The sequence below is a fragment of the Micromonospora sp. NPDC048835 genome (assembly GCF_040649995.1).
GTDB lineage: Bacteria > Actinomycetota > Actinomycetes > Mycobacteriales > Micromonosporaceae > Micromonospora.
Window position 1 is genome coordinate 14,736 of record NZ_JBEZGM010000026.1, and the last position, 26,984, is coordinate 41,719.

Here is a 26,984-nt window from a genome sequence, read left to right on the forward strand (position 1 = left end):
CACGCATCCGCCGTTCGTCACCCAGGGAAGGTGCCCATGTCAGCAGGAGAGGTCAGCCCACCGGGTCGCGCGCCGATCGGTGTGCTCGGCGGTTCCGGTTTCTACACGTTCCTCGACGACGTCGACGAGGTCACCGTCGACACGCCGTACGGGCCGCCGAGTGACGCGCTGTCGGTCGGGAGTGTCGCCGGGCGGCCGGTGGTGTTCCTGCCGCGCCACGGGCGTCGGCACGCCCTCCCCCCGCACCGGATCAACTACCGGGCCAACCTGTGGGCGCTGCGGGAGCTGGGCGTGCGCCAGATACTCGCACCGGGTGCCGTGGGCGGTCTGCGGCCGGATCTGGGCCCGGGGACCCTCGTCGTGCCGGATCAGCTCGTCGACCGGACCAGCGGCCGGGAACAGACCTACTACGACGGGCGGCCCCGCGCCGACGGGCAGCTCCCCCCGGTCGTCCACGCGCCCTTCGCCGACCCCTACTGTCCCGTCGGACGGGCCACCGTCCTGGCCGCCGCCTGCGAAGCGGGCTGGCAGCCCGTCGACGGCGGCACCATGGTCGTCGTCGAAGGGCCCCGGTTCTCCACCCGCGCCGAATCACAGTGGTACGGCCGGCAGGGCTGGTCGGTCGTCGGCATGACCGGCCACCCGGAAGCGGTGCTGGCCCGCGAACTGGCGCTGTGTTACAGCGCGTTGTCCCTGGTGACCGACCTCGACTCGGGTGTCGAGGTCGGTGCCGGCGTGACCCAGCAGGAGGTGTTCGCGGTCTTCGCCAGGAACATCGATCGCCTGCGGCTCCTGCTCGGCGACGCGGTGCGGACGTTGCCGGCGGAGCAGGGGGGTTGTCCGTGCGCGCAGTCCCTCGCGGGTACGCCGTCGTAAGGGTTCCGAAAGGATTCGCGAACAGTTCGGTGGCGAGCGCAGCCGTACGCTGCGGTGATGGGAAAACCGATCTTCCGGTCGCCGGTGGCGCGAGTCGGCCTCGCCTGCGCCGTCGTGGTGTCGATGCTGGCCCTGTACTGGTTCCAGCCGTGGAAGCTGTTCACCGATACGTACGTGGACGAAGCGGTTCCCCAGGTGGCGGCGAACTCGGCCACCCCGACCGCGACCCCGACGGCCGCGAGCCCGGCCCCCGCGGCCCCGGCAGCGACCCCGGCGGCGAACGAGATCCTGACCGCCGGCGAGTTCGTCACCCATGAGCACCGGACGACCGGCCGTGCCGAGATCCATCGGCTCGCGAACGGACGCCACCAACTCGTCATCAGAGACCTGGACACGTCGAACGGTCCGGACCTGCGGGTGTGGCTGACCGACCAACCGGTCATCCGGGGCACGGCCGGCTGGCGTGTGTTCGACGACGGCGAATGGGTCGAGCTGGCAAAACTCAAGGGCAACAAGGGCAGTCAGGTGTACGAGTTGCCGGCTTCGGTCGATCCACGCGACTTCCGGAGCGTCTCCATCTGGTGCAAGCGATTCGCGGTCTCCTTCGGCGCGGCCGATCTCACCGTCACCTGACCGGGTCACCCGGGGCGCAACCCGCCGGACACGGCATTGACATATTTCACTGTGCGATCTAGCGTCGGGGCGAATCGATTCGACGCAGAGCCGGGTGTTTCGGCACCGTCGGTCGAACGGTCGCACAGTGTTCGGGCACACGGTGTGGCCACCATCGGTTCGACGAACGACTGGTCCTGCGCGGGCGGCGAGACCAGCGCCGGGACCTGTGTCGACGAACTGGCCGGGCACCGTGCGCCCATCGTGTCCTCCGGGTTTCCCCGTCGCGAACGTGATCGGCGGGGATGACCCGCGGTGGCACGGCGGTGCGTCGGTCGCGATGGACCCCCCTTCAATCAGATCGTGCCGAGTGGCGGGAGCCCCTTCATGACAGGACGTAGACCCATCCTTGGTCTTCTGGCGACGGCGGCGGCCGTCGTCGTGACCGTGAGCGCGGCGGCACTGGCAGGTGGCTTGAGCACCACCGCGTCGGCCGCGGACGTCGGGGCGGCCGCGGCGACCGCCGGATGCGGCAAGGCACCCACCTTGACCAGTGGCCAGCGGACCATTCAGAGCAACGGCCAGAACCGCAGCTTCATCCTGCGGATCCCCGACAACTACGACAGGAACCACCCCTACCGGTTGATCTTCGGATTCCACTGGAACGGCGGCACCGCGAACGACGTCGACGGCGGCGGGGCCGACGGTGCCGCCTGGTCCTACTACGGGCTGCGGCAACAGGCGAACAACAGCACGATCTTCGTCGCTCCCCAGGGCAACGGGAACGGCTGGGCCAACCCCGGCGGCCAGGACGTCACCTTCGTCGACAACATGATCAGCCTGATCGAGGCCGATCTGTGCGTCGAGACCACCCAGCGCTTCGCACTCGGCTTCAGCTACGGCGGAGGCATGAGCTACTCGCTCGCCTGCTCCCGACCGGGTGTCTTCCGCGCCGTCGCGGTCTACTCCGGTGGGCAGCTCAGCGGATGCGGCGGCGGCACCCAGCCGGTCGCGTACATGGGAATCCACGGCATCGGGGACTCCGTGCTCAACATCTCCGCCGGACGGTCCCTGCGGGACACGTTCGTCCGCAACAACGGGTGCACCGCACAGAGCCCGCCGGAGCCGAGGGCGGGCAGCCTGACCCACATCACCACCACCTACTCCGGCTGCCGGTCCGGCTACCCGGTGGTCTGGGCCGCCTTCGACGGTGGGCACACCCCCGGCCCGGTGGACGGCGGCGGGGACAGCGGAGCACGGACCTGGACCAAGGGCGAGGTGTGGCGGTTCTTCACCCAGTTCGGCGGCACCGACCCGACCGACCCGACCACCCCGCCGCCGACGACGACCCCGCCGCCGAGCGGCACGTCGGCCCTGCGCAGCACGTCCGCCGGACGCTGCCTCGACGTCAACGGCGCTTCGCAGACCAACGGCGCGGCGGCGATCATCTGGGACTGCCACGGCCAGAGCAACCAGAGCTGGACCTCGACCTCCGCCCAGGAGCTGCGGGTCTTCGGTGGCAAGTGCCTCGACGTCAACGGCGCCAGCACCGCCAACGGCAGCTCGGTGATCATCTGGGACTGCAACGGTCAGTCCAACCAGAAGTGGCGGCTCAACTCCGACGGCTCGATCACCGGAGTGGGCTCGGGCCGCTGCCTGAGCCTGGTCGGCAACGGCACGGCGAACGGCACGCGCGTCCAGATCTCGGACTGCACCGGTGCGGCAAACCAACGTTGGAGCCGGAGCTGAACCGAGGGACATTCCCACCGGCCGGACCGACCCGACTGATACTCGTCCACACACAAGGAGGCGCAACTGTGCCACTTCGTAAACTGTCCACCCCCTGGGTGGCGGCAGCCATGGCGGTCATGGTTCTGATCGCCGTCGGAACGTACGTCCTCACGACCGTCGCGCCGGCGGCAGCGGCCACCACCGCCGGCTGCGGCAAGGCGCCCGGGCTGACCAGCGGCACCCACACCATCCAGAGCGGCGGAAAGAGCCGCAGCTTCATCCTTCGGCTGCCCGACAACTACAACAACACCTACGCCCACCGACTGGCCTTCGGGTTCCACTGGTTGGGTGGCACCGCCACCCAGGTCGCGTCGGGCGGAACCGACGGGGCGGCGTGGGCCTACTACGGCATGCTCTCGCAGGCGAACAACACCACGATCTTCGTCGCCCCGCAGGGCCTCAACAACGGCTGGGGCAACTCCAACGGTGAGGACGTGACCTTCACCGACGACATGATCCGTACGATCGACAACGCACTCTGCGTCGACACCACCCAACGCTTCTCGGTCGGGTTCAGCTACGGCGGCGCGATGAGCTACTCGTTGGCGTGTTCCCGGCCGACGGTGTTCCGCGCGGTCGCGGCAATCGCCGCCCCGGGGGCGATCAGCGGATGCAGCGGCGGCACCCAGCCGGTGGCGTACCTGGGGATTCACGGCATCAACGACAACATCCCGAGCGGACGGTCGCTGCGCGACAGGTTCGTGCGCAACAACGGGTGCGCCGCGCAGAACCCGCCCGAACCGGCGTCGGGCAGCCGCACCCACATCACCACCGCGTACTCGGGCTGCCAGCCCGGATACCCGGTGCTCTGGGCCGCGTTCGACGGCGGGCACCAGCAGGGCCCGGTGGACGGGTGCGCCGGCTGTGAGAGCGGCGCGCGGAGCTGGGTCAAGCAGGAGGTGTGGAACTTCTTCGCCCAGTTCGGGTCCACCGTGCCACCCACCACTCCCCCGCCGTCGACCCCGCCGGCCGGCCAGCAGAACGTGCTGATCGCAAGCAGCCCGGCCAACAGGTGCATCGACGTTCCCAACTCGAGCACGACCAACGGTGCTCGTCCGCAACTGTGGGACTGTCACGGTGGCACCAACCAGCGGTGGACCTACACCACCAACCGCACCCTGACCGTGTACGGCAACAAGTGCCTGGACGCCAGCGGAGCGGGCAGCAGCAACGGCACCGCGGTCATCATCTGGGACTGCAACGGGCAGGCCAACCAGCAGTGGAACCTGAACTCCAACGGCACCATCACCGGAGTCCAGTCGGGGCTGTGCCTCGATGCGGTCAGCTCCGGCACCGCCAATGGGACGCAGCTTCACCTCTGGGCCTGCCACGGCGGCGCCAACCAGCAGTGGAGCAGGCGCAACTAGCACCACGCCAGGTCGGCCACGCGCCGCTCGGGTTCCGCCCGGGCGGCGCGTGGCCGCAGGACCGAGATCGGGAAGCCGCACCGGTGCCGCCCTACCTCTTCGCCGCGCGGCCGCTACCGCCCTGGGCGCTGCCCGAGGCTCGACACCACAGCTCGCTCCAGCACCGCGGTCGTGCCCAGCACCGTCCCAGCCGGTCCGTCGGCGGTGTCCGCCACGAGATAACTGCGCTCACCGAGGTATTCGTACGTCCGCTCATCGAAGATCCACTCTTTGCGTCGACTCCGCTCGGTGTACGCCACGGCTACCCCTCGCCGGCCGGCGGCGTCGGTGACCCCGCGGACCATCTCGACGCCCGGAATCCTCGCCGCGGCCTGATAGAGCGCGGCAGTCGTCGGTGGCGGTGCCAGCGACTCGCGCAGGATGTCACCGATCGCGGTGAACGCCGCGCCGTCGCGGCTGTCGCCTCTGCCACGCTCGTCGCGCTCCCGGTAGAGCTTCTCCAACAGGGCGTCCGGATTGCGGGGCAGATCGACGAGCGCGGCGTTCGGCGTCACGTCCGTGAGCGTCTCCCGTTCCGGAACCACACCGATGAACGGCACGTCGAAGAACGGCTGGCGGAGCAGCCCGTCCCCGCGCTCGTTGCGCGGGATCCAGACCTCCCGTTCGTGCACCGGCCGCAGCCGCGCCGGACCGTCACCCAGCTCGGCGAACGCACCCCGACTCCTGATGTAGACGTACTCGCCCTTCCCGGACGACGGGTCCGGCGTACCGGCGGCCGCTGCGGCCATCCGGTTGAGCAGCACCGTCGCGCCACCGCCTTCCCCCTGCTCGACCGCCACGACCAGCGGCGCGCTGTCCGACGCCCAGGGCTGGGCGATCGCCCCGGCCGAAACCGCGACCGCCAGCACGCCGGCCGCAGGCGCGAGCACCAGCACCCGCCGTGGCCGCCGGGCCGGCCGGCCGATCTCGTTCATCAGGTGGTGCCGCAGCGCCTGCCGGCGCAGCGCCGGCAGGGCCGGCACCCGGGGGGCGGTGGGCTCGCTCATCGGTACTCTCCCTGCTCGACGGGGATCATTCGGGTACGCGCCATCTCCTCCTGTGCCAGCGCCCGCAGCCGGGTCCGGGCCCGCGACAGCCGCGAACGCACGGTCCCGACGGGTACGCCCAGGGCCTCGGCCGCCGCCGCGTAGTCCAGTTGCGACCACACGCAGAGCAGGAACACCTCCCGGTCCGGCCGGCGCAGCGCCCGCAGTCCCGCCATGACCGCGGCCACCTGGTCGGCATCGTGGATGCGGGCGACCACCTCGTCGGCGAAGTCCGGGACGGTGTCGCGGACGGGCAGCCGCCGCAGCGCCTCCCGGTGCCGGTACGCCGCCCGCCTGCGATTGCGCAGCACATTGGTGGCGATGCCGAGCAGCCACGGCCGCAGGCTGTCTCCATCAGGGTGTAGGGACTCGCGGATCCGCCACGCCTCGAGGAAGGTCAGCGACACCACATCCTCGGCCTGAACCGGATCGCCCCCACTCCACACCGCATGCCGATGAACCGCGTCGGCATGCTCATCGAAGAGCTCACCGAACGCATCGGTGTCTCCGGCCCGGATCCGGACCCGCATCTGAGCTGTCACACCTCTACCTGTCCGCAGCCACCCCCGAGTTCCACCATCCCGGGTCGATTCCCGGCCTCGCCTTCCGGGCTCACCACCCGGCCCGCAGAGCTGTGCGACGGGCCCGGGCGCCACGATCCGAGCAACTTCCCCGATGTTGCTGCCTCCGACACGCACGAGACAGCAACATCCCCGATCCTGCGCGGATCTTGACGGACCAACACCCCCGACCGCCCAACCACGCGAGGGTCTGGACACCGCCAGCCGCCAAGATCGTGCTCGAACCAGGATGTAGTGGCCTCATCGACGCACCGACACCACTACAACCAGGAAATTGCGCGATCTTGCCGGCGGGGACGCTCTCCACAGCCGCAAGATCCGCGCAACCTGTGCGTGGAATACGTGACCTGTGCGTGGGGTGCGTGACGTGTTCGTGGGCGGGCGTGCCGACTCCTCCAGCAAACGGTGGCTGTCCGATCGGCGGCTCAGTGACCGCGGAACGCCTCCTCCAACCACCACGACCCCCGTGCGGAGCTGACCTTGGCGTCGATCACCAGCGGTCGGGTACGGGGACCAGCGAGCCAGTGGCGTACCGGTTCGAGGTCGTCGGTGGTCCGGGCGGTCAACCCGTCGCAGCCGTAACCACTGGCGACCGCGGCCAGGTCGGTCTCGGGGAAGGTGACCGTCTCCAACGGGTGCCCGTCCGGGCCGAAGTGGTGCACCTCCGCGCCGTACGCCGCGTCGTCGTAGACCACCACGAGCAGGGGCAGCGCCAGCCGGACGGCGGTGACCAGTTCGGTTGCGGACATGACGAAGCCACCGTCGCCGACCGCGGCGACGGTGAGCCGGTCCGGTCGGGCGACCGCCGCGCCGAGGGCGCTGGCCAGGCCGAGCCCGACCGACTGGAACGCCTGGGTGAAACAGAATCCGGTCACGTCCGGCACGTCGAGCCACATCGACGGATAGCCCATGAAGTTGCCCGAGTCGACCACCACCGTCCGCTCGGGCGGCAGCAGGTCGTCCAGGGCCGCCGAGAGCGTCCGCGGGTCGAGCGTGGTCGCGTCACTCTCGTCCCGGTACGGGACGGTCCGCCACCGGCCGTGGTCGCGGATCCGCTGCGCCAGCTCCGGCGTACGCCAGCCGCCGGCGGGCACGGCCCCCGTGACGTCGCCGCCCAGCCGGGCGAGCACCGCCTCGGCGACCCCCGAACGCGGCCGGGTCGTGGTCCACCTGGACGACGACGGCCGTGGGCGGGATCAGTTCGCCGTGCCGGGTGGTCCACATGTTCAGCGTGCTGCCCCACGCGACGACCAGGTCAGCCGTGCCGATCAGCTCGGCGGCGAGTGGGGTGGCGAAGCCACCGGCCACGTCGAGGTTCCACGGGACCCGGGCGAACAGACCCTTCGCGGCGGCCGAGACCGCGAGCAGCGCACCGCACGCGTCGGCGAGCCGGGTCAGCGGTTCGCCTGCCGTTCGGGCGCCCCGACCGGCGATGAAGACCGGTCGACGGGCGGCCCGGAGCGCGGCCAGCAGCGGCTCGACCTGCGGGGCGGTGGCCGGGGTCGGCGCGACCGTGGGGACCGGGCCGGACCAGGGTTCGGTCTCCGTGAGCTGCACCTCCAACGGGAGGCCCAGCACCACCGTCGCGCCCCGGGCGGCGGCCCGGTACGCCGCGCCGGTGTCCTGCGCGGCGTGTGTCGCGCGTACCCGATGGAAGTCGGCCCCGACCGCGGCGGCGAGCCCCGGCAGGTCGATGAGGAAGTTGGACCGGGGCGCGGTCGCCTCCGGAGCCAGGACCACCATCGGGGTACGACTCTTCGCGGCTTCGGTCAGGCCGGTCAGCGCGTTGGTGACGCCCGGGCCCTGGTGCACCGAGAGTAGGCCCACCTCCCCGGAGGTGCGGGCGTACCCGTCGGCCATGCTCGCCGCACCGCCCTCGTGGGCCGCCGCCACGAACCGGGCGCCGGCCGCGACAAGCGCGTTGGTGACGTGGAAGTTACCGCTGCCGACCACCCCGAAGACGTGCCGCGCGCCGTGTGCGTGCAGAACTCGCCCGACCACCTCGGCTACCCGCATCGGTTACCGGACCTACCGTTCGACGAGCGCGAGCACCCGGCAGGGGCTGCCGGAGCCGGAGACGATCGGCAGCGGTCCGGCGATCACCACCGCGCCGGTCGCCGGCAACTGCGCCAGGTTACGGAGCTGGGTCAGACCGTACCTGTCCTGGCCGAGCAGGAACGAGTGGCACGGGAACGGCGGGTCGAACGAGTGCGCGGCACCCGCGTCGGTCCCCACGGTCTCCACCCCGACGCCCTGGATCGGCGACTCCTCGGCCAGCCAGCGGGCGCACTCGACGGAGATGCCGGGGGTGCGTCCGGAGTTGGCGTACCGCTGCGGGTCGTCGCCGTACGCGTCCCAGCCGGTGCGGTACAGCAGCCAGCCACCGGCGGGCAGGGCGCCGTGGTCCGCCTCCCACGCCCTGACGTGTTCGACCTCAAGCAGGAAGTCAGGGTCGTCGGCGGCGTCGGCGGCGTGGTCGATCACCACCGCCGGGGCGATCAACCGGTGCACCGGGACCTGCGAGACGTCGGCGCCCTGTTGTCCGCTGACCCAGTGCACCGGGGCGTCGAAGTGGGTGCCGGTGTGCTCGCCGGTGGAGAAGTTGTTCCAGTACCAGGCCGGACCACGGTCGTCGTACCGGCTGATCTCGCTGAGCCGGAACGGCCAGGTCTGGCCGAACTGCTCGGGCAGACCCAGGATCGGGGTCTGGTCCGAGAGCGGAGCGGTGAGGTCGACAACCTGGATCCGGCCGCTGGAGAGAGCGGCGACAAAGTCCTGCAGCACCGTCATGTGGCGACGGTACACCGGGCTGATTCCATAATGGATCATCAAACTGAAGACCCGCCACCCGGACAACCCGATCACCGAGACCGGCGTCCCGAGGTCGAGCGTCCTCGGTCACCGGCGGCGGACATGGCACGATGGCCGTGTCCTGCGCCGCCGATGGCCGGGCACGACGCTGATGGAGTCGGAATGTCAGAGCTGGCCGGCCCGCCGGTGCCAGGGTTGGCGAAACTGTGGACGCACGATCCCGTCACCGCCGGCCCTTATCGGCTGGTCGGGCGGCTGGGCGCGGGTGGGCAGGGGGTCGTCTACCTCGGCGAGGACGACGCCGGTGACCGGGTCGCGGTCAAAATGGTCAACGTCGACCTCAGTGATCCACGGGCACGGTCGCAGTTCGTCAAGGAGATCGCCGCCGCCCGCCGAGTCGCGCCGTTCTGCACCGCGCAGGTGCTCTTCGCCGAGGTGGACGGCGAGCGGCCCTACGTGGTCAGTGAGTTCATCGAGGGCCTGACCCTGCACCGGCACGTGCGCGAGCGCGGCCCGGTGACCGGTAACGCGCTGCACCGACTCGCGGTCGGCACCGTCACGGCGCTCGCCGCGATCCACAGCGCCGGGGTGGTGCACTGCGACCTGAAACCGGACAATGTGGTGCTGGGCGAGGACGGTCCTCGGGTGATCGACTTCGGCATCGCCCGCGCGTTGGGTGGCACCGAAACGGCCTCCAGCCGGGTCATGGGGACCACCGCGTACATGGCGCCCGAGCGGTTCCGCAACGACCCGATCGGCCCGCCCTGCGACGTCTTCGCCTGGGCGGCCACGATCGCCTTCGCCGCCGGTGGTCGGCCGCCATTCGGCAATGACTCACTCTTCGCCGTGATGCACCGGGTGCTGAACGATCCGCCCGACCTGCCGGCGTTGCCTCCCGTCCTGGACGAACTCATCCGGGAGTGCCTGGCCAAGGATCCGGCTGACCGACCGGCTGCCGAGCGGGTGCTGGTGCGGCTGCTCCGACAGGACGGCAGGGTCGCCGAGCCGCTACGTCGGGAGAGCCTGCTCGAGGTCGGCAACGAAACCGCAGGCGCACCGACGCCGGACCAGCCGCTGCCCCAGGTCGCGCCGACGGCACCGCAGCCGGCCCCGACGCAGCCGCAGACGCCGGCCCGGCCGACGGTGCCGAACCAGACCCGGCGAACTCAGCCGACGCACCTGCCGGTGCAGGAGCACGGTGTCGGTGCGGGAGGTGATGGCGCGTGGCGGCGGCTGCGCGGTGAAGCCCTCGACGCCTGGGGCATCTCGACCGCGCTCTTTCTCGGTTCGGTTGGCGCCGCCGTCGGTTACATCGCGTCGAGCGCGGTCGGCCCGGCCGTCGCGGTCGGGGTGGTCGCCTTCGTCGTGGTCTACCTGGTTCGGCTACTGGTCGCCACGGCGACAGGGGGACGGTCCGACCACGGGTGATCGGTACGGCGGGGTCGGGGTCGCCGACTGGCACCGGGTCGATAGGTTGACTGCCACCAGCCGCCCGCCGAGGAGGACGACCCGATGGCCCCAACCGCTACGCCTACGCGGCAGTGGTTGCCGTACACCGCTGCCGTCACCGCCGGGCTGGTGGTCATCGCCGGGGCGTTCGTGTTCGTCCGTCAGCGCGAAACGGGCAACGGGGGTGCCCGCACCGACTGTGCCACCACTCTCCAGGTCAACTCCTCCACCGAGAAGGCGGCGCTCCTGGTCGACCTGGCCGAGCGCTACAACCGCAGCGATCGGTCGATCGAGGGTGGTGGCTGCGCCCAGGTGCACGTCAGCGCGTTGAACTCGGGCAAGGCGACCGAGGCGCTGGCTACCGGCTGGACTCACACCGGCCTGCCGCAACCACAGGTCTGGCTGCCGACGTCGAGCCTGTGGACCGGCCAGCTCCGGCTGCTCGACGAGGCCGCCGGGCGGGAACTGCAGACTCCCGACCGTTACCCGTCGATCGCCAACAGCCCACTGGTGATCGCGATGCCGCAGCCCAAGGCCGAACTGATCCGCAAGCGCGGCTCGCTGGGCTGGGGTGAGATCCTGGGCCTCTCCGGGCGGGACGGGTGGGCCGGCTTCGGCAAGCCGGAGTGGGGTCGCTTCACCTTCGGCAAGGACAACCCGAACCTGTCCACCTCCGGGCTGGCGGCGACCATCGCCACCTACTACGCCGCGGTGCAACGGGCCAGTGACCTGACCCGGTCCGACCTGGACGACCCGGCGGTCACCCAGTTCGTCCGCCGGATCGAGGCCAACGTCTCGCACTACAGCGACGATTCGGTGGACCTGTTGCGCAGCCTCGCCGAGGCGGACCTGACCGGCGGGGCCGGCAGCACGGACGACATGAGTGCCATCGTCCTGCAGGAGGAACTGGTGGACCTCTACAACACCGGCGCGCTGAGCCCTCGGCAGGAAGGGCAGGAGCGGGGCCGCCGGCCGAACGTCCCACTTGTCGCCGTCCACCCCAGGGAGGGCACGTTCAACCTGGACCATCCGTTCGTCGTGCTGCCCTCCGCCGATGAACGGCAGCGCGCGGCGGCAGCCGACTTCCAGAGATTCCTGACCGAGGGTGACCAGCAGGAGAGCTTCGCCCGTCTGGGCTTCCGCGACCATGAGCGTCGGGCCTCGGCGGAGTTGCTCGCCAGCGTCGGCGCCGAGCCCTCCGGCGGGCTGAACTACTTCGAGCCGCCGGACCCGGAGGTGGTCGGCGCGATGCTGGACGGCTGGCGCACGCTCCGCAAGAAGGCCAACATCCTGATCGCCCTGGACACCTCTGGGTCCATGCTGGCGAAGGTCGGCACCCGTACCCGTTTCCAGGTGGCCTCGGCGGCGGCGGGCAAGGGCCTCGCGCTGCTCAACGCCGAAGACCGGGTGGGGCTCTGGTCGTTCTCCTCGGAGACCGAGCAGCGACCGAAGAGCCCTTACCAGGAGGACGTCCCTCTCGGCGGGTTCGACCAGAAGCGGATCAACAGCAAGATCGCCGGCTTGCAGGTCGACGGCAGCACCGCGCTCTACGCGACGGTCCGGGCCGCGCACAAAGAACTGCTCGACAGGTACGACCCGCAGCGGATCAACGCGATCGTGGTGCTGACCGACGGCAAGAACGAGTACAGCCGGGACAACGACCTGGCCCGGTTGCTCGCCGAGGTCGCCCTGGACCCACAGCGTCCGGTGAAGGTGTTCTGCATCGCCTTCGACCGGGAGTCGGACTTCGCCACCCTGGACCGGATCGCCAAGGCATCGTCGGGCAAGGCCTTCGACGCCACCGATCCCGCCAAGGTCGATGAGGCGTTCGTGAAGCTGGTCAGTAGCTTCTGACTTTTCCCTGGCCCACGCTTGGTCGTCGCGGGTCGACAGGTGCCGACCGACGCGGCCGGTGGGAGAAAGGCGCTGCGCCCTACCCCCACCGGCCAGCCTCACAGTCAGACCAGTCGACGGCGGACCCACCACAGGGAGAACGCCGACAGCGCGACGGTCACCGCGATCAGCACGCCGAACTCCCGCCACTGCAGGCGCCAGAACGTCGAGCCGGGTACGTAGCTCACCTTCAGGCTGAGGTTCTGCCCCTCCAGCCACCTCGGGCACGTCTCGCGGTCGCGGGGTGCCCTCGGCCCGCACTGGGTCGTGTCGGCCGGGCCGCTGAACTCCGCTCCGGTCGAGGTGATCGTGGTGCTCGACAGGATCCAGTCACCCCTGCGGTCGGGCTCGACGTGCAACGTCATCCGGCCGTCGTCGGGGCTCATCGAGATCCCGTAGTCACCGTCCACCCGCAGGGGGCTGACCGTGGTGATCGGCTGAGCCAGCCAGGGCCGCACCACGAACGGCGCGGCGATCTGCAGGCTGACGATCACCAGCAGGGTCACCGCCATCGCGGCGAGGGTCCGCCGCAGCAGCAGCCCGGCGGTGACACCCACCACGAAGGCCAGCACGGCGTAGCCGACCGGAACGATCCCCCGGGCGGCGAACACCAGCGGGTCCATCCGGTCCGCCGAGGCCCCGTCGATCGGCTGAGCCCACCCGGTCAGCACCAGGCTGAGCAGGCCGGCACCGAGCGCCGCCGCGGCGCCGCCGACCGCCAGCTTGACCAGCAGCCAGCGGCTTCGGCTGACGGACTGGCTGAAGACCATGCGGTACGTGCCCGACTCCAACTCCCGGGCCACCAACGGTGCGCCCCAGAAGATGCCCAGCAGCGCGGGCAGCAGGTACAGGGCCGCGATGGCGGCGAGGTGCAGCTCACTCGCCCACTCCGGATGCAGCGCCCGGAGGAACGCTTCGCCCGCGGCCCGGCAGTCGTCGCCCTGACAGCCGGTGTACCCGGTCCGCGTGGCCAACTCCGTCACCTCCGCCCAGGTCAGCGCGAGGCCGGCCAGGAGCACCAGCACCACGGCGCCGGTGGCCAGGGCCGGGGTTCGGAACTGTCGCCAGGTCATCCAGATCATCGCTGTCCCTCCAGAACCCGATCCGACCCGACGTCGGCGGCCGCGCTCAGGTACGCCAGCACGATGTCCTCCAGGTCCATCGTGTCGACCTGCCAGAACGGATCCACGATCGGCGCGGTGCTGCGCACCACCAGGGTCGACTGCACCTCGGTGTGGCGCTGTTCGACAACGGCCCGGCCGGAGCCCAGGTCGGCGGTGTCGCGCCGCTGCCCGACCAGGCGGTGGTGGGTGGCGAGCAGGTCGTCCACGTCGCCGGAGACACGCACCTGGGAGGCCACCAGCACGATCAGGTGGTCGCAGACCCGTTCCAGGTCGGCGACCAGGTGCGAGGACATCACGATGCTCATGCCCTGCTCGGCGGTCAACTCCATCAGCCCCTGCAGGAAGGTACGCCGGGCGAGCGGGTCGAGGGCCGCCACCGGCTCGTCGAGCAACAGCAGGCTGGGTCGCTTCGCCGCGGCGACGGTCAGAGCCAGTTGGGCGCGCTGGCCGCCGGAGAGCTTGCCCGCCTTCTGGGCCGGGTCCAGGCCGACCTGGGCGATCCGCCGCTCGGCGAGCGCCCCATCCCAGGACGGGTTGAGGTGCGCGCCCATCCGCAGGTGGTCCGCGACGGTCAGGCCGGCGTAGACCGGGGTGTCCTGCGCGACGAAACCGACCCGCGGCGAGCCGCTGACCGGCCGCGCGCCGAGCACCTCGATCCGACCCGCGGTGGGGTTGAGCAGCCCGCAGGCCAGTTGCAGCAGTGTGGACTTGCCGGCGCCGTTCGGGCCGACCAGGCCCACGACATGGCCGGCCGGAATGTCCAGCGTGCAGTCCTTGAGCGCGGAGCGCCGCCCGTACCGCTTGGTCAGGCCGTCCGCCACCAGGGCGCTAGTCATCCTCGGGCCTCCGAGAAGCTCCGAAAGCTGCTGAGGAAGAGCGCCTCGATGCTCTCGTCGTCCAGGCCCGCCTCCCGGGCCTCGGCCAGCCAGCGCGTCAGGCTCTGGCGCAGCGGCTCGTGCTTGCTCAGCGAGTCGGCGCCGAGGGTGCGGGTGACGAACGTGCCGAGCCCCGGCCGGGCCGTGACCAGGCCCTCGTACTCCAGCTCGCGGTATGCCTTGGACACCGTGTTCGGGTTGATCGCGACTCGCGCCACCACCTCCTTGACGGTGGGGAGCTTGTCGCCCTCGTTGAGGACTCCGAGCCGGAGCGCGTGCCGAACCTGTCGGATGAGCTGCATGTACGGCGCAATCCCGGACCGTGTGTCCAGGTGAAACTCGATCACCTCACCACCCCGTTCTACTAGTTGACTAGCACAATAGAGGCTTGGGCGTGTTTCTCGCTACCGAATGCCATGACCCGGCGTCGCGGGATCTCTGGCCGCCACCCGTCAGACCGCGTCAAGGTGCCGCGACGGGGCGAAGAACAGCGTCATGCGCAGAGCCCTGACCAGCATTTCGCCAGTCAGGGCTCCGCACTTACGGCCGGGTTTCGGAGTCTGCCGCGTCTAGCGGCTCTCCTCATCGAGCAGTGGTTCAAGTTGCCGAAGCAGGGTCGCTCGGTTGATATTGGGCGGCAACTCGATCCGCAGACTGATGTTCGCCCCCTCGACCGTCAACACCGCCGGCTTCTGATGGTTGCGCAGGCGCCAGTTACGAATCGCGGCAACCAACGCCTCCGCCTGGGGCTGCAGCGTGGCCAGGGTCGCAAGATTCGCCAGCACGGCGATCCCCTCGATCGCCACGGTGATCGCGCCGCTGTCGCGGACCCCCTCATAGGGCAGATCGATCTCCTCGATCATTTCCGCCGGCAGCAGTAGCTTGACGCTCGTCACGTCTCCCCCCTCACGAGTGATGCGATCCGTTCCTGCACGGCCGGGTCCAGCTCGCGCAGCGTGGTCGAGGCCACGGCACCACTGAAGTAGCCCTGCACGTGATGGATCCCCAATCGGAAGATCTCGTACAGACTGACCGGGGCGTCGTCGTCGAAGCCCTCGACGATGACCGTCCTTGGCTGCCCGGTCTGCCCCTGGTCGCTGGCATAGCGCGCGACACGTGCCACGAGCGCGAGCTCCTCCAGCGCCATGGGGTGGTGCAGGATCGCCCGGTCGACCTTGATCTGGGTGAGCGGAAGCTCGGCCATCCGCGCCAGCGACGCGTAGCCAACTCCGAAGTCGTCGACCGCGAAGCTGATCCGAAGCTCTCGCGCTAGCGTGGTCAGCCGGTTGTGGAAGTAGACCAGGGGCTCCTGCGGCCATCGCTCACCCGGCTCCGGTGTGATCGGATCCTGCTCGGAGATCTCCAGTGTCAGGGCCCGGGGATGCAACCCCGCTTCGGTGAGCGCCTTGCTCACCTGGTTGAGGTACGCGTCGCTGAGCAGTGACCGGACCGCGACGTTTACCGACAGCGGCTTGGTTCCCTGCCAACCTGACGCGGCGTCGGCCTCGGCGTAGGAATGGATCGCCTTGGCGACGAGGATCGCATCACGTTCGACGACGAAACGGTCGCCCCAGTCGTGCGCCATGCGAAGCGCAGACCAGGGAGCGCGCAGCTCACGGTCGTTGCGGCGGGCCAGGGCCTCGAAACTCTGGACGCTGACACCGGTTGCGCGCTGGTCCAGCTCGACGACCGGCTGAAAAACCATGATCATCGAACCGACGAGCTGCTGGTAGAGGCCGAAGGCATCGTCGTACAGCTTGAGCGGTAGTCGGCCGAACGAGGTCCGCAGGGCGGTCAGGACGCTCATCTCCGACTGCATCGGATCGGCCACCGGATCGGACTCCCAGACCGCACGGAGCATGACGGCCAGCGGTTCACCCATGTCCAGCTGGGCGAGAGCCGGGTCGACCACGGCAAGGGTGAGAGTGCGGTCGTTCGTGAACGAGAGAGGCACGCAGAGCATCCGGCGACCGACCCCGTGCGAGACGACAAAGCCCGGTGTCGCCCTCGGATGCTTCACCCTGTCGACGGCCGCGGTCTCCAGCATTGGTGACAGGCTGTCCTTGTCGAATCGCGCCGTTCGGTTCACCACACCGAAGCTGCTCCCCGTGAACTCGACGACCGCGGCTGATTCCGCGTCGAGCGCCTGCCGGATGAGCTCGACACGTCCGTCGCGTTCGCTCTGCTGAGACTGCTGCGATGAACGGACGTCCGCACGGAAGATCCGATCCAGCAGCTGCCGGATGGAGCTCGTCTGGTCCTCGAGCGGATTGAGGCAGGGACGCGAGATGCCCGGGTTCGCCGGGCTGCTGAGCGCCTGCCGGTCGTGACGGGACATCGGCGGTTGGGTCAGCACCGTGGTGGCGCCGTAGACGTGTGCCGTGTGCACCGGCGGCGGGTCCATACCCTGCTCGGCGACGAACGTCGCCATCTGAGCGAACGACACCCGTCCCGCTTCGTCGCCTGCCCCGCCCCGCAATGCCCGCAAGACATGGTGCGTCAGTGTTCCGTGGCCGTACTCCGCGCTCTCCCGGGTCACCGATCCGCTCGGGCAGGCGAGCAGGGCGTTGTGCCGGGGTCGGTCCACCGTCTCCGCGTACGACTGCAGAACCTTGACGTTGCGTCGGTCGGCGTCGGCGTACACGCCTGCGTGGCAGCAGTCCAGCACAAGGAAGGAGGCACCCTTGAACGCATCGAAGATGTCCCGCTTGAGGAAGGACATCCGCAACCCGTTGTCGGGCTCGCCGGCGAGCGCCCCCGGATCAAGGTCGGCCGTGACCAGGTAGGCGTCGAGCTGTTCATTCCACTGTGGGACCAGCGTATGGCCGGCGAAGTACACGAGCAGGACATCCGATGGCGCGGAGCGCAGAGCCAGATCACGCAGGAACAGCTTGATCTCGCGCCAGGTGGCGTCGGGACCGACGAACATCTGCACCGCGCCGTCATCGAAGGTGCCGATGTCCTGGTCCAACAACACCTCACGGAGCGCGGCAGCATCGCTCTCCGCATACCGAAGCGGTGGCAGCTGAACGTCACGGCCGCACTGGTCGACTCCGATCAGGACTGCCCAACGTCTACTCGACGCCATCAACCCCCCAAGGCGATCGCTGCGGTAACAGCGTGAGTTCGTGCCGGTGCCGCGAGTGACACTATCGGCAACTCCACGCGCATGCCGCCCTGAGCAACAAGTCAGATTGTTGTCACGGTGCCAGCCGGGCCCGAGCTGGGCACCCTCCGAACAGAACGCCTGACGCAGTTCCTGACGCGCGAACACCTCAACGGATGCGATTACGTGAGCACATCGCTACTATGGGTCAGCTATCCAGAGGGAAGGGATCGTGCCGCGTGCAGAGTCCCGTCATCGGAACCGCGCCGACGCCTACGCCAACCCGATCCACGCCGCTCGTGGCCGATCGGCTGCGCAAGCTCGCCCGGCGGGTGGCGCTGGTCGCGGTCGCCGTCGGGGCCGGTTTCGTCGTGGCCGCCCTGTTCCAGGGTCCGGCCGCCGCCGGCGGCACGCCCGACTGGTCCGGTGCGGGGTCTCATCCCCAGATCGACGCTCTGGTCGAGCCCGTCGCACGGCTCACGGCCGCGCAGCGCCCCGGCCCTGGCCGCCAGCCAGCCGCAGGCACCGATGACCGGCTCCGCGCCCCGCTGACCGGGGCCGCCGATGGCGCCGCCGCCCACGAGCAGGCACCCTCGAAGAAACCCAGACCGGTGACGGCTCCACCCCCGGCGTCGGTGCCGCCGCCCCGACCTGGCGCGACCGTCGCACCTCCGGCGACCGAGCGCGGAAAGCTCCGGCCGGCCGAGGTGGCTCGCACGGCTCACCGCATAGTCCACCGTGGCGACAGGTCTCGGCCGGCCGCTGATCGGCCGCGCCAGCCAGCTGCCGCCGTCGCGGACCTACCCGTCGCTCCGGACCTAACCGCCGTCGCGGACCTGCCCGCCGCGCATGTGCTTGACGAGTCGCCGGTGGTCGCCCTGGTCACCGCCCCGTTGCCGCACGTCGTCGACCTCGTGAACACGCTGCCGATCAGGCCCGTCGTCACGGCGCTCCTCGGTGTCGCCGACGCCGTTCTCCCACCCGACCTCGGCGTGGCGGTCGTTCCGGCGGCGACACCCGCACCGCGGGTTCCCCCGGCGCTCGGGCCGGTCGCCGCCGGGCCGGTGACCGGCCCGGTCCGTGCGGCGCCAGTGCCGACGTCACCGGCGGTGCCGGCGTTGGCGCCCACACCCGCCGCGTCCGCGCCGGCCCCGAGTGCGCCACCCGCGACGGCCGTCGCCGACCCCGCGTCTCCCACCGTGCCGACGGGGCACCGCACACACCGGGAGTCGGTCACCGAGGCGGGTGAGCTTCCGGTCCGACCCGTCGCCCCGGCCGACCAGGACGCCGCCGGCGCCGACAACCGCAAGACGCCCGCGCCGGGACTGGCCCGGCCGCTCGACCGGCAGACGCGCGAGAATGCTGGCCGACCCCGCCACGTCGTGCCACTTCCGGTCGAGAGCCGAACCTTCTCGCCGGTCCCCCGCCCGGGCTGAGGTGGGTCGAGCGACCCCGGTGGCTGGTGCCATGAGGCACGTCCCACCGCCGGTCGGTCGATGAGTGCCCGCACCCGTCCGCCGTGACGGTGCGGCGGGCCGATGCCCACCCGTCTGTAGCGCACGACCGCCCCGACCAACCGTGGACGTTCCGGGATCGGTGGCAGTCGTGACGCGTACCTGAGATCGGAGAAGACGTGGTGATCCACGTTGTCGTCGCCGAGGACATGGGTTTGCTCCGCGGTGCGCTCTGCGCCGCGCTGTCGAGTGAGGAGGACATCAAGGTCGTCGCCGACGTCGAAGGTGTCGGCGAGTTGTTGACTGTGGTCCGGCGGTGCCGACCGCAGGTGGTGGTGCTGGCGCTCACACCGGATCTGCCCGACCCGGTGGAGGTGGTTGCCCGGATCGACGGCGAGGCGCCGCACACCGCCGTGCTGGCGATGAGCCCCCGCTGGAGTCCGGCTCTGGTGGAGGCGGCGTTGGCGGCCGGCGCGCGCGGCCTGCTCGGGAAGGACGGCTCGATCGACGAGTTGGTGCGGGCGATCCGCGCGCTCGCGGCCGGGGAACGGGCGATCGACCCCGCCGCGGCGGTGGCCGTGTTGAGCCCGCCGGAGATGCCGTTGACACCTCGGGAGATGGACGTGCTGCGGCTGGCAGCCGAGGGTCTGCCCCTGAAGGAGATCGCCGCCCGCCTCTACCTGGCACACGGGACGGTCCGTAACCACCTGTCGGTGATCCTGCGGAAGACCGGCGCACGCAACCGGTTGGAGGCGGTGTCACGGGCACGGCACAGCGGCTGGCTCTGACGTCCGGAGCGGGTCCGGTCGAGGTGCCCGGACCTGCTCCGTCGCCGTGCGGACCCACGGCATGCGTGTTTGACTATTGACGTTGCGTGATGTCGATTGGAGTGCGGGAAGGTTCATCGTGATCCGTACCCTGCTCGCCCTGGACGGTGCCCTGGTGCTGGGCGCGCTGTCGTTCGTCCTCGCCGCCGAGGACGACATCCGTGTCGTGGCGGAGGTCGATCGCGGCGACGCGGTCCCGGCGGCCGTCCACGCCCAACGCCCCGACGTGATGGTGGCCGACCTCGACTTCGTCGAGGGAGTCGATCCCGACCGCCTCGGCCGGTGCCCCGTCCTGGTGCTGGCGCACCCGCAGCGGGCCCGCCGGCTGCGGGGCATCCTCTGCCCGACCAGGGCCGTCGGCATCCTGCGCAGTGACGCCGGCCCCCAGCGGGTCGTCGACGGGATCCGCCGGCTCGCCCGCCGGGAGCCCGTGCTCGACGCGGACCTCGTCGTCGCGGCGTTGCGCTCGGACGGCCCGTTGACCGAGCGCGAGACCGAGGTGCTGCGGCTGACCGCGGAGGGTGCGCCGGTCGCCGAGGTGGCGGTGTCGCTCGGGCTGACCCGTGGCACCGTCCGTAACCATCTCGGTCGGATCGCCCGTAAGGTCGGTGCGCGTACCCGGGTGGAGGCCGTGCGGATGGCAGGCGAGGCGGGCTGGATCTGACCGGCACCTTCCGCGCGACGGCGCGGGTTTCCGGCCCTGCCGTGGGGCGGTGACGCCGGCCGCGCGGGGTTCAGCCCAGCCGCGCCGAGGTCGCCTGCGGTGGCCCCACCGGGTCGTCCCAGCAGCCCACGAGCACCCGGTAGGTGGCTGAGCGGGCCACCAACTGCTCGTGCGTCCCCACCAGGGGCTCGTCGCCGTCGAGGACCAGCACCCGACCGGCCCGCAGCGCGGAGCTGATCCGGTGTGCGATCACCACGAGGCTGCCGGGCCGTCGGGCGAAGGCGGCCTCGACCGTCGCTTCCAGCGCCGGGTCCAGGTGGCAGGTCGCCTCGTCGAGGACCACCAGTGGGGCGGGTGCCAGCCAGGCGCGGACCGCCGCGATGAGCTGCCGTTCGCCGGCGGAGAGCAGGGCCGGCGCGACAGGTGCGCCGGGGCCGCCCAGGCGGGTCGCCAGGGGACGCGCGCCGAGCGTGTCGAGGGCAACCTCGAGCGTGTGGTCGTCGGCGTCCGGCCGGAGGTAGCGCAGGTTGTCGGCGAGGCTGCCGGTGAAGACGTACGCCTCCTGGGGCACCAGCACTCGCAGCCGGGCCAGGGCCGCCGGCTCGACCCCGGTGACCGTCGTGCCGGCCAGGCGGACCGTGCCTGCCTGCGGCACCACCAGACCGGCCATCAGCGCGGCAAGTGTGGACTTGCCCGCGCCGCTCGGGCCCACCACGGCGAGGTGGTCCCGGTCGGCGAGTGTCAGCGAGAAGTCCTGTAGGACGGGCCGGGCGCGGGGACCGTAGCCGAAGGTCAGTCCCCGAATCTCGACCGCCGGCGCGTGATCGACGGGGCCGGCGGGCGGTCGGCGGGGTGTCCGGGTGGCGAGGGCCGACGGGTTCCTGTCGTCGGAGACCGGGGAGGTCCGCAGGATGTTCTCGAGGGTGACCGCGTAGCGGAGCCCGCCACCGCCGATGCCCTGCACCAGGGCGTGCAGGGCGGGTTGCAGCCCGGTGGAGACGTAGATCAGCGCACCAAGCACCGCGCCCGCGCTGAGTCCACGCTCGACCAGCCACGGGGCGGCCACCAGGAGCACCAGCAGTGGCAGCCAACCGCCGATGCCGAGGCTGAGGCTGCGGATCGCCGCCATCCGGGCCAGCGTGCGTTCGGCGGCGGCCTGCGCCGACACCCAGCGCGCCACGTCGGCGGTGACGCGTGTCCGAGCGCCGCAGGCCAGCACGTCCCGGTGCGCGGCAAGCGCGGCCGCCGACGACTGGCCGAGCTGCTCGCCGGCCCGGACGTATGCGCGTTGGTGCGTGACCATCGCCGGCAGCGCGGCGAGGAACACGGCCACGCCGACGATCAGCGGCGCGGCGGCGAGCACCGCCACCACCGGTGCCAGAGCGAGTAGGCCGAGCAGGGCCGCGCCCGCGGCGAAGAGGAAACCGCGGGTCACCATCAGCAGTCCGGCGAAGGTGTCCCGGACGATTTCCATCTGGTGGGTCAGCCGGGTCACGGTGGCACTGTCCGCACGCCCACCCGCCCTGGTGGCGTCGCGCAGCGCACCCCGGACCACCCGGGCGGCCACCTCGTCGCGGAACGGCTCGACCACGGCGCCGAGACTCCGGTACGTCCGACCGGTGGCCACCGCGCCCACCAGCACGGCCACGGCGAGGGCCCCCAACCAGGCCAGGCCGGTGAGGAACCGCCCGGCCAGGAAGCCCTCGTCGACGGCGCGGGCGACCAGATAGCCGGCGAGCAGCGCGGGCAGCGATTCGACGAGCGACCAGCCGCCGAGTCTGGCGAGTTCCCGCCGACGCGCCCGCAGCGCCTGCCAGGTCACCCGCCGTACGCCGGGACGACTCACGACCCACCGCCGGCCGGCTGGAAGACCGCCCGGTAGTCCGGGTCCGCCCAGAGGTGTCGGTGCGTCGCCAGGCCGCGCAGCCGACCGCCGTCGAGCCAGGCGACGAGGTCGGCCGCCGCGGCCACCGCGGTCCGGTGGGTGACCACCAGGCGGGTACGCTCCCCGGCCCGCCCGAGCACCGCCTCGCTGATCCGGTGTTCGGTGGCGGTGTCGAGGCTGGACGTGGCGTCGTCCAGGATGAGCAACCGCTCGGCGGCGAGCGCGCGCGCCAGGCCGAGGCGTTGGGTCTCGCCGCCGGAGAGCGGTGTGTGCGCGAGCGGCGTGCGGTAGCCGTCGGGCAGACGGTCGACCACGTCGGCGACCGCCGCCATCCGGGCCGCCCGGAGAACCGCGGGCGTGGCCGGGCTCCGATCGGCCGGCGGCACCGCCACGTCGACCGGCAGCGCCAACCCGATCGCGTCGTGGACTGTCGCGCCGATCAGCACCGGCCGGTCGAAGGCGTACCCGACGGCTCGGCGCAGTGCCACCCCGTCGAGGTCCCGCAGCGGTACGCCGTCCAGTCGCACCTCACCGCCGTCGGGGTCGTGCAGCCGTCCCACCACCGCTGCCAGGGTCGACTTGCCGGCACCGGACGCGCCGACGACGGCCACGGTGGCACCGGCCGGCACGTCCAGGTCGATGCCGTCCAGGATGGGCCGGCCGTCGTCGGCGTACACGCAAACGCCGCGCAGTCGCAGGGCGCCGCCGCCGGGTGGAAGGGGCCGACTGCCCGCCGGCGTGGTGGGCTGCGTCAGCAGCTCGGCGACCCGGTGTGCTCCCGCGCGGCTGCGGACCAGGTGGTTCAGGGTGGCGAGCACCGCACCGAGCCCGGCGCCGATGGCCGCGTACCGGACCGCGGCGAGCAGTTGGCCGGGGGTGAGCCAGCCGGTGGTCACGGCGTACCCGCCCACCGCGATGACGCTCAGGTTCAGCAGCGGCGCCACGGCCGAGGTGCGCGCACCCGCCCGCGCCAGCAGTTGCCAGGTGCGCCGGCCGTGCCGGTCGAGTTCCGGCAGGGCCGCCAGCACCCGCTCCTCCTCGTGCCGGGCGGTGCCGGCGGCGGCGATGGTCCGGGCACCGGTAAGTGACTCCAGCAGTCGGCCGGCGATGGTGCCGAGCACCCGTTGGTACCCGGCGGTCGCGGCCGAGGCGTCGGCCACGAAGACCCGCATGAGGACGGCGAGCAGGGCGAGGCCGGCGAGGAGGGTGACCCCGAGGATCGGTTCGATGATGGCGAGTGCGACGACACTGCCGAGCGGGGGAAGCACCGCCACGGCGGCCAGGACCACGGCGTTGCCGGCCTGTCCCGCGTCGGCGGCCTGGCCGACCAGGCGGCCGACGAGGTCACCCACCGGGTGCCGGCGGGTGGCGCGGACGTCCATGGCGAACAGGTGACGCAGCAGCCGTTCGCGCAGCCCGGCGGTGGCGCGCGCCGCACCGAGCCCACTGGTCAGGTCGGTCAGGGTGTCGACGCCGATGAGGACGACGACCAGGCCGCAGGCGGTCACCGCCCACCACCGGGAGCCGCCGGCGAGGGCGGCGTCGACGGCGCGGCCGAGGACCGCGGGCAGCGACAGTTCGGCGGCCACGCCGAGCAGCGCGACCGCCGCGAGTCCCACGGTCCAGCCGCCGCCCGCCAGGACCGTCTGCCGGAGCAGTCTGTCCCCGGCGGCGAACGTCGGCATCTGTCCTCCCGTGGGTACGCGGTCGCCCTGGGCGGGTACGTCTACCCACCCAGGGCCCCACGTGTGCGTGGATCAGTTGCAGGTCGTGACGGAGAGCGAGCTGTCGCCGCAGAGCAGCAGGCTCGCCCGGCTGCCGCCACCGGTGCGGTCGGCCGGAGCCATCTCCAGGCCCTGGAGGTCCAGAAGTGCCATGTCGTTCACCTCCCTTCCATCCGTTCGCTGATCAGGTCGCCCTCGCTGTGGCGAGGGAGTCTCGTCGCGCCCGGCAGGGGCGCGAGGAAGGGCAGCACCGGCGGCTCGCCGCGCTGCGCGCTGGCCAGCGCGTACAGCACGCCGGCGGTGCCGGTGCCGAAATCCATGGAGAGCCGCAGCAACTGCTCGCCGGGGAACGCGGTTCCGTCCCCGTACGGCAGCGCGTGCCAGGCCAGCCGATCCAGTTGCGCGCGGAGTTCGCGGCGGTCGGCATCGTCGGTCGAGGCGGCGAGGTAGGCGATGATGCCGGCTCGGCCGGCGAAGAGCCCGGACTGTGCGTAGAACGGTGACCGTGCCGCACGGCGGATTCCCGCACTCGCCTCGGCGAACTGGTCGTCGGCCCGGTGCCGTAGGTACTGGTCCAGGACCAACCCGATTCCGACGCTGCCGTGCGCCAGGTAGGGCATGGTGCGCCAGCCCTCGTTGACCTCCAGCGCGCCGTCCGGGCGCAGCACGCATCGGCGCAGATCCTGACGCAGTGCGGTGGCGGCGTGTCCCAGCAGCTCGTCGTCACCACCGAGTTCGTAGAGCCGCACCAGCATCAGCGCCGGTCCGGTCCGGCCGCGCAGCAGCCCGGCGTACGGGTGGCGTCCGCCGCTGACGTCCGGACCCGGGTCGTCGATGAGCTGCCCGATGACCCGCTCAGCGGCCCGCTCGGCGGCGTCGTGCACCGACGCCTCTCCGGTACGCGCGGCCATCTCGGCCAGGTTGAGCGCGATCCCGGACAGTCCGCTCGCCAGGCTGTGGTCGAGCCCGTCCAGGGGTTCGCGCAGGCAGATGTCGAGGACGTCGAGCGCGTCCTGCCGGCGGCCGAGGTGCTCGAGCGCGTAGGCGACGCCGTGCAGCCCGTCGTAGAAGCCGCAGCGGGTCCCGGACGGGGGTGAGGTCGCCCTCCGTACCAGCCAGTCTTCGTGCTCGGGCCACCGCCCGGCGCCGCTCTTGTCGAGCGCGTACAGCACTCCGGCCGCCCCGTGGGCGAGGTTGAGGCCGCCGCTGCGGAACTGCTCGATGTCACCGGGGAAGAGCCGGTCGTCGCGCTGGGCGGTGGCACTGGCCAGGATCGCCGTCGCCAGCCGGGCTGGTGTGATCGGTGCGGGGTCAGCCTCTTCCCGGTCCGCTGTGGCCCACGGCTCGCCGGTGATCTCCTCGACCGCCGGGGCGAGGAAGGACCTCGGCACCGGGAAGTTCGCGACGATGATGTCGGCCAGGTGCGCCACCTTCGCCGGGGCGAGCCGGACCAGCTGAGTCAGTGGCAGGAACAGGGCCAATCGCAGGCACGCCAGGGCGTACCTGTCGACCGCCGGCCCGCTGCGGTCCCTCGGTGCCGCGAAGCCCTGGTTGCGCAGCCCGGGTCGGCGGTGTCCGGCGATCGGGGCGGCCACCTCGAAGTCGACCAGGGCGACCCGGTCGTCCGGTCGGATCATGATGTTGAACAGGTGCAGGTCCCCGTAGACCAGGCCGCGCTCGTGGATCGCCGCCACGACGGCTTCGACCTGCTCGTAGGTCTGCCGAGCCCACCGGGCGTACGCCGCCCGGTCGTCGTGGGTCGCGTCGGCGTCGATGAGCGGGTACCTGTCGACGAGCACCTTGTTCAGCGGTCGGCCCTCGATGAATTCGAGCGCCAGGAAGCGGTGCTCGCCGAGGGCGAACTCGTCGTGCACCCGTGGCACCTGTGGCAGGTCGGCGAGTTGCCGGAGGGCCTGCGCCTCGCGGGCCAGCCGGGCGACGGCGTCGGTGCCGTCGGCGTCCAGGCCGGCGTGTGGTCGGGCCTCCTTCAGCACCACCTCGGTGTCGGTGCGCAGGTCCCTGCCCACGTACAGCCCACCACCGTTCGAAAAGTGGATCACCCGCTCGATCCGGTACGGCACCTCGTTGGTGCTGGTGTCGTTGCGGGCGGCCAGGTGGGGGCCGAGGAAGTCCGGCAGGGTGACCCAGGCGGGCACGTGGAAGACCGGCTCTCGGCGGTCCGGCACCAGCGCGCCGGAGTCGTCCTCGATCGCCGGAACCACCTGGCCGTCGGCGGCGTGGCAGTAGCGGGCGGCGAAGCCGCCGTAGCGCACGTAGACCGGGCCGGTGCCGTAGCGCAGGTCACTGAGGATGTACGGCCCGGACTCGCCGGTGAGCAGTTCGTCGAGTTCCTTGCAGGTCAGCTCCAGCTCCGCGTCGTCGCGGGGGTAGACCGTGACGAACTTGCCACTGGCGGCCCTGGCGGCGTACTTGGAGTTGCGCAGGAGCAGCGTGCGAGGCCCGCGCAGGAACTTGAAGGACAGTCCGCGGGGGACGCAGTAGTTCCAGACCGCGTCCAGCACCCGCTCGGCGTTCGCCAGGCCCGCCGAGACGTGGACCTTCCAGCCCTGCTGGGGCAGCGAGCCGCCGTCGGGGGCGTAGATCAGCCAGTCGTCGAGCGACTCGCGACGCCAACCGGGCGGCACCGGCCGGTCGGCGGCCGGGAAGACGGGTTGCGCGACGGCGCTGCCGAGCGAGTCGTAGAACAGCCGGTCCGCGGCGCAGTAGCTGTCGTACCGTTCGTCCACCGTCTCGCCGCCTCTCGAACTCGGCCGGCTGATGTTCCGGCGTTGCATCGAGTCTCATCGACGGGACGGGGTGCGCTCCAGTGCGCTTAGTCACCACGTGCGATGCGGGGCGC

The 26,984-nt window shown here is 71.4% G+C and carries 23 protein-coding genes; 9 read left to right on the forward strand and 14 right to left on the reverse strand.

Annotated elements, in window-relative coordinates:
• Positions 1-36 precede the first annotated feature (36 nt).
• From AB0C15_RS25740 to AB0C15_RS25755, 4 genes are all read left to right on the forward strand, one after another.
• The gene (locus tag AB0C15_RS25740) at positions 37-876 is read left to right on the forward strand and encodes an S-methyl-5'-thioadenosine phosphorylase (protein WP_357356007.1); all 840 of its coding nucleotides are present in this window, start codon (positions 37-39) and stop codon (positions 874-876) included.
• 123 nt (positions 877-999) lie between these two features.
• Entirely contained in the window at positions 1,000-1,509 is a 510-nt protein-coding gene (locus AB0C15_RS25745; protein ID WP_357356134.1) for a DM13 domain-containing protein, read from the forward strand.
• A gap of 366 nt (positions 1,510-1,875) precedes the next feature.
• Complete coding sequence (locus AB0C15_RS25750) at positions 1,876-3,237, forward strand: ricin-type beta-trefoil lectin domain protein (protein ID WP_357356009.1); 1,362 nt, start codon at positions 1,876-1,878, stop codon at positions 3,235-3,237.
• 68 nt (positions 3,238-3,305) lie between these two features.
• The gene (locus AB0C15_RS25755) at positions 3,306-4,646 is read left to right on the forward strand and encodes a ricin-type beta-trefoil lectin domain protein (RefSeq protein ID WP_357356011.1); all 1,341 of its coding nucleotides are present in this window, start codon (positions 3,306-3,308) and stop codon (positions 4,644-4,646) included.
• A gap of 113 nt (positions 4,647-4,759) precedes the next feature.
• Here AB0C15_RS25755 and AB0C15_RS25760 read toward each other — a convergent pair whose 3' ends face one another.
• The 5 genes from AB0C15_RS25760 to AB0C15_RS25780 form a co-directional block, all read right to left on the reverse strand.
• Positions 4,760-5,692 carry a CU044_5270 family protein gene (locus tag AB0C15_RS25760; protein WP_357356013.1) on the reverse strand — a complete coding sequence of 311 codons (933 nt, stop codon included), beginning with the start codon at positions 5,690-5,692 and terminating at the stop codon, positions 4,760-4,762.
• Positions 5,689-6,273, reverse strand: a complete 585-nt coding sequence (locus tag AB0C15_RS25765) for an RNA polymerase sigma factor (RefSeq protein ID WP_357356015.1) — start codon at positions 6,271-6,273, stop codon at positions 5,689-5,691. Before AB0C15_RS25765 ends, AB0C15_RS25760 begins: the two co-directional genes overlap by 4 nt.
• A 464-nt stretch (positions 6,274-6,737) precedes the next feature.
• Positions 6,738-7,406, reverse strand: a complete 669-nt coding sequence (locus tag AB0C15_RS25770; protein WP_357356017.1) for a thiamine pyrophosphate-dependent enzyme — start codon at positions 7,404-7,406, stop codon at positions 6,738-6,740.
• The gene (locus AB0C15_RS25775; protein ID WP_357356019.1) at positions 7,315-8,328 is read right to left on the reverse strand and encodes a thiamine pyrophosphate-binding protein; all 1,014 of its coding nucleotides are present in this window, start codon (positions 8,326-8,328) and stop codon (positions 7,315-7,317) included. The genes AB0C15_RS25770 and AB0C15_RS25775 overlap by 92 nt, the downstream gene beginning before the upstream one ends.
• Before the next feature lie 12 nt (positions 8,329-8,340).
• Positions 8,341-9,102 (reverse strand): cyclase family protein, encoded by a 762-nt coding sequence (locus tag AB0C15_RS25780; protein ID WP_357356021.1) that lies wholly within the window; start codon positions 9,100-9,102, stop codon positions 8,341-8,343.
• Between the two features lie 183 nt (positions 9,103-9,285).
• Here AB0C15_RS25780 and AB0C15_RS25785 point away from each other — a divergent pair, with 183 nt between their 5' ends.
• Together AB0C15_RS25785 and AB0C15_RS25790 are read left to right on the forward strand one after the other, a co-directional pair.
• Positions 9,286-10,551: a serine/threonine-protein kinase gene (locus AB0C15_RS25785; protein WP_357356023.1), complete on the forward strand. Its 1,266-nt coding sequence runs from the start codon at positions 9,286-9,288 to the stop codon at positions 10,549-10,551.
• A gap of 84 nt (positions 10,552-10,635) precedes the next feature.
• Complete coding sequence (locus tag AB0C15_RS25790) at positions 10,636-12,426, forward strand: extracellular solute-binding protein (protein WP_357356026.1); 1,791 nt, start codon at positions 10,636-10,638, stop codon at positions 12,424-12,426.
• Between the two features lie 104 nt (positions 12,427-12,530).
• On the opposite strand, the gene AB0C15_RS25795 is transcribed toward AB0C15_RS25790, so the two are convergent.
• The 5 genes from AB0C15_RS25795 to AB0C15_RS25815 form a co-directional block, all read right to left on the reverse strand.
• A complete protein-coding gene (locus AB0C15_RS25795; protein WP_357356028.1) occupies positions 12,531-13,547 on the reverse strand; it encodes an ABC transporter permease subunit in 1,017 nt (338 codons plus the stop codon).
• Positions 13,544-14,425, reverse strand: a complete 882-nt coding sequence (locus AB0C15_RS25800) for an ABC transporter ATP-binding protein (protein ID WP_357356030.1) — start codon at positions 14,423-14,425, stop codon at positions 13,544-13,546. Before AB0C15_RS25800 ends, AB0C15_RS25795 begins: the two co-directional genes overlap by 4 nt.
• Positions 14,422-14,811 (reverse strand): GntR family transcriptional regulator, encoded by a 390-nt coding sequence (locus AB0C15_RS25805; RefSeq protein WP_357356033.1) that lies wholly within the window; start codon positions 14,809-14,811, stop codon positions 14,422-14,424. Before AB0C15_RS25805 ends, AB0C15_RS25800 begins: the two co-directional genes overlap by 4 nt.
• A gap of 222 nt (positions 14,812-15,033) precedes the next feature.
• Positions 15,034-15,360, reverse strand: a complete 327-nt coding sequence (locus AB0C15_RS25810; RefSeq protein ID WP_357356035.1) for a hypothetical protein — start codon at positions 15,358-15,360, stop codon at positions 15,034-15,036.
• Positions 15,357-17,441, reverse strand: coding sequence for an EAL domain-containing protein (locus AB0C15_RS25815; RefSeq protein ID WP_357356136.1), 2,085 nt, complete (start codon positions 17,439-17,441; stop codon positions 15,357-15,359). The genes AB0C15_RS25810 and AB0C15_RS25815 overlap by 4 nt, the downstream gene beginning before the upstream one ends.
• A gap of 368 nt (positions 17,442-17,809) precedes the next feature.
• Here AB0C15_RS25815 and AB0C15_RS25820 point away from each other — a divergent pair, with 368 nt between their 5' ends.
• The 3 genes from AB0C15_RS25820 to AB0C15_RS25830 all read left to right on the forward strand — a co-directional run bounded on the left by AB0C15_RS25820 (position 17,810) and on the right by AB0C15_RS25830 (position 20,515).
• On the forward strand, positions 17,810-19,006 hold the full coding sequence (locus tag AB0C15_RS25820) for a hypothetical protein (protein WP_357356037.1): 1,197 nt from the start codon (positions 17,810-17,812) through the stop codon (positions 19,004-19,006).
• Positions 19,007-19,203: 197 nt separating this feature from the next.
• Positions 19,204-19,812 carry a response regulator transcription factor gene (locus tag AB0C15_RS25825; protein ID WP_357356039.1) on the forward strand — a complete coding sequence of 203 codons (609 nt, stop codon included), beginning with the start codon at positions 19,204-19,206 and terminating at the stop codon, positions 19,810-19,812.
• A gap of 118 nt (positions 19,813-19,930) precedes the next feature.
• Positions 19,931-20,515, forward strand: a complete 585-nt coding sequence (locus AB0C15_RS25830) for a response regulator transcription factor (protein ID WP_357356041.1) — start codon at positions 19,931-19,933, stop codon at positions 20,513-20,515.
• Between the two features lie 70 nt (positions 20,516-20,585).
• Here AB0C15_RS25830 and AB0C15_RS25835 read toward each other — a convergent pair whose 3' ends face one another.
• The 4 genes from AB0C15_RS25835 to lanKC form a co-directional block, all read right to left on the reverse strand.
• The gene (locus AB0C15_RS25835; protein WP_357356043.1) at positions 20,586-22,361 is read right to left on the reverse strand and encodes an ATP-binding cassette domain-containing protein; all 1,776 of its coding nucleotides are present in this window, start codon (positions 22,359-22,361) and stop codon (positions 20,586-20,588) included.
• Positions 22,358-24,085, reverse strand: coding sequence for an ABC transporter ATP-binding protein (locus AB0C15_RS25840; RefSeq protein WP_357356045.1), 1,728 nt, complete (start codon positions 24,083-24,085; stop codon positions 22,358-22,360). The genes AB0C15_RS25835 and AB0C15_RS25840 overlap by 4 nt, the downstream gene beginning before the upstream one ends.
• Positions 24,086-24,157: 72 nt before the next feature.
• Positions 24,158-24,277 (reverse strand): SapB/AmfS family lanthipeptide, encoded by a 120-nt coding sequence (locus AB0C15_RS25845; RefSeq protein WP_013734295.1) that lies wholly within the window; start codon positions 24,275-24,277, stop codon positions 24,158-24,160.
• Positions 24,278-24,282: 5 nt separating this feature from the next.
• A complete protein-coding gene (lanKC, locus tag AB0C15_RS25850; protein WP_357356047.1) occupies positions 24,283-26,871 on the reverse strand; it encodes a class III lanthionine synthetase LanKC in 2,589 nt (862 codons plus the stop codon).
• Positions 26,872-26,984 lie beyond the last annotated feature (113 nt).